This window comes from Pleomorphomonas sp. NRK KF1, assembly GCF_023721755.1.
Taxonomy (GTDB): Bacteria; Pseudomonadota; Alphaproteobacteria; order Rhizobiales; family Pleomorphomonadaceae; genus Pleomorphomonas.
In genome coordinates, this window is the sequence record NZ_JAMDLH010000017.1 from 1 (window position 1) to 3,017 (window position 3,017).

At 67.4% G+C, this 3,017-nt stretch carries 3 protein-coding genes; all 3 read left to right on the forward strand.

Translation table 11 applies throughout. The annotated features are described in order from the left end of the window. The first annotated feature begins 1 nt into the window (after position 1). On the forward strand, positions 2–1,015 hold the full coding sequence (locus M4J39_RS22745) for a zinc-binding alcohol dehydrogenase family protein (protein ID WP_251730787.1): 1,014 nt from the start codon (positions 2–4) through the stop codon (positions 1,013–1,015). Positions 1,016–1,031: 16 nt separating this feature from the next. Beyond that, positions 1,032–2,501: a tagaturonate reductase gene (locus M4J39_RS22750; RefSeq protein WP_251730788.1), complete on the forward strand. Its 1,470-nt coding sequence runs from the start codon at positions 1,032–1,034 to the stop codon at positions 2,499–2,501. Between the two features lie 100 nt (positions 2,502–2,601). Next, positions 2,602–3,017, forward strand: a 416-nt coding sequence (locus M4J39_RS22755; RefSeq protein ID WP_251730789.1) for a UxaA family hydrolase, incomplete at its 3' end; no start/stop codon positions are given.

Sequence of the window (3,017 nt, forward strand, 5' to 3'; positions counted from 1 at the left end):
CATGCTTGCATTGAAGATCGACGGCAGTGGGTTGAGTTCGTTTCACGAGATCGCCGAGCCGGTTGCCGGGGCTGGCGAGGTGGTGGTGGCGGTGAAGCACGTGGGTCTCTGCGGTAGCGACCTCAACACGTTTGCCGGCCTCAATCCGCTGGTGAGCCTGCCGCGCATTCCCGGCCACGAGATCGGCGCGGAGATCGTCTGCACCGGAGTGGACGTGCCGGCCGAGTATGCGCCGGGCAAGCGGGTCATCGTCGTGCCCTACACGGCCTGCGGCACCTGCTCGTCCTGCCGCAAGGGCCGCGTCAACGCCTGCCGCTATAACCGTACCCTCGGCGTCCAGCAGGAAGGCGGCCTCGCCGAGCGGATCGTGCTTCCCTATGGCAAGCTGATCCTCAACGACAGCCTGGCGCCGCGCCATCTGGCGCTGGTCGAGCCGCTGTCGGTGGGCTTCCACGCCGTGGATCGCGGCCGCGTCGAGGCCGGCGACCGGGTGGTGGTGATCGGCTGCGGCATGATCGGCATGGGCGCGGTGGCCGGCGCGGTCGCCCGCGGCGCCGAGGTGATCGCCATCGATCTCGGCGACAAGACCGCCATGGCGCTGAAGTATGGCGCCAAACACGCCATCGACGCCGGCAAGGACGACGTGGTGGCGCGCGTGAACGAGCTCACCGGTGGCGACGGCGCCGACGTGGTGATCGAGGCGGTCGGCCTGCCGGCCACCTTCACCCAGGCCGTCGACCTCGCCTGCTTTGCCGGCAGGATCGTCTACATCGGCTACTCCAAGGCGCCGGTCACCTACGACACCAAGTATTTCAACATGAAGGAGCTCGACATCCACGGCTCCCGCAACGCCACCATCGACGACTTCAAGGCGGTGATCGCCTATCTCGAGGGGCTCGACCATGCCCCCGACGACCTGATCTCCAAGGTGTTCCCCTTCAGGGACGCCGACAAGGCCCTGCCCTATTGGACAGAGGCCCGCGCCTCGACGCTGAAGATCCTGATCGAGTGCTGAGGGCGAGGACACCATCATGACCATAATCGACGCATCCGCCCTCAACGGCCGTCCCCGGCCGCGAGCCCGCATCCTGCAATGGGGCGAAGGCAACTTCCTGCGTGCCTTCGTCGACTGGAAGATCGACCGCATGAACGAGGCCGGCGGCCTCGACTGGGGCGTCGTCATCGTCCGGCCGATCGCCGAGGGCAACCCGCACTGGCTCAACGAGCAGGACGGGCTCTACACCGTGCTGTCGCGCGGCGTCGCCGACGACGGCGCCAAGGTATCGGAAGCCCGCGTCGTCGGCTCGGTCTTGAAGGAGATCGGCGCCCACCAGCACTGGAGCGAGGTGCTGGCTCTCGCCCGCGACCCGGAGATCACCGTCGTCATCTCCAACACCACCGATGCCGGCATCGCCTACATGCCGACGGTGAAGTACGCGGATGCCCCGCAGGCCTCGTTCCCGGGCAAGATGACGCGGCTTCTGCACGAGCGCTGGCAAGCCTTCGGCGGCAAGCCGGACGCCGGCTGGCAGATGATCGCCTGCGAGCTGATCGACCACAACGGCGACGAACTCCGCCGCATCGTGCTGCGCCACGCCGAGGAATGGGGACTGGAGGCTGCCTTCATCGCCTGGGTGAAGGAGGCCAATGCCTTCTACAACACGCTGGTCGACCGCATCGTGCCGGGCTACCCACGCGCCGATGCCGAAGCGATCGAGCGGGAACTCGGTTACACCGATCGCTTCATGACCACCGGCGAGCTGTTCCACTTCTTCGTCATCGAGCGGAAGCCCGGCCAGCCGGAGCTGCGTCTGCCGCTGGCCCAGCATGACCCTGATACCGTCGTGGTGCCCGACGCCACGCCCTACAAGGCGCGCAAGGTGGCGATCCTCAACGGCGCCCACACCGCGCTCTGCGCCTTGAGCCTGATCTCCGGCGTTGCGACGGTGGGCGAGGCAGTGACCACCAAGGTGGGGGCCAAGTTCCTCGACCGGCTGCTCGCCGAGGAGGTCATCCCCTTCCTCACCTTGCCGAAGGACGAGCTCCAGGCCTTTGCCGACGCGGTGCTGAGGCGCTTTGCCAATCCCTACATCCGCCACCTCTGGTACGACATCTCGCTGAACGGCCTCGTCAAGTACCAGACGCGCGACCTTGACCGCCTCCTCGCCTACATCGACCGCCACGGCAAGCCGGCGCCCTTGATGACGCTGGCGCTCGCCGCCTGGCTGGTGTTCTACCTCGGCCGCTTCCAGGGTTCGGACGCCTATCCGCCGCGCGACAGCGCCGACATCATCGCCAGGGTCAAGGCGATCGGCGCCCTTGATGACGGTACCGACAAGGGCCGCGAGGCCATGGTCTCGGCCTATCTCGGCGAGAGCGCCTTTTGGGGCCGGTCGATCGACACGCCGGTGCTCCGCAGTGCCGTCCTCGCCGACTTCGCCGACCTCACCGCCGCGCCGATGAGCATCGAACGGCTGGGCCAGCTGATCGACGCCCGCTGAGTGAGTCACTGACGGGGGCGGCCTTCCGCCCCCATATGCCAGAGACGGCCGGCGCCCTCCCCGCGCCGGTTCCCTTGCCTCAAAGCCCAGGACGAGAGCCATGCCGCGCGTTCTCAAGATCCACCCCGATGACAGCGTCGCCGTCGCCCTCGAGCCGTTGGAGGCGGGCACCGACATCCCCGCCTTCGGTCTCACGCTCCGCGATGACGTGCCGCAGGCGCACAAGTTCGCCCTGAAGGACATCGCCGCCGGCGACAAGGTGATCAAGTATGGCGCGGTGATCGGCCTCGCCCGCGAGGCGGTTCCCAAGGGCGCGCATGTCCACGTCCACAATCTCAAGACCGCGCTCGGCGACATCCTCGACTATCAATACGCCGGCAATGTCTCGGCCCGTCCCCAGAACGGCGGCCCGGTGCCGACGATATCGGCCTACGAGCGGGTGAACGGCGACATCGGCATCCGCAACGACCTCTTCATCGTGCCGCTGGTCGGCTGCATCAACGGCCTTGCCGACAA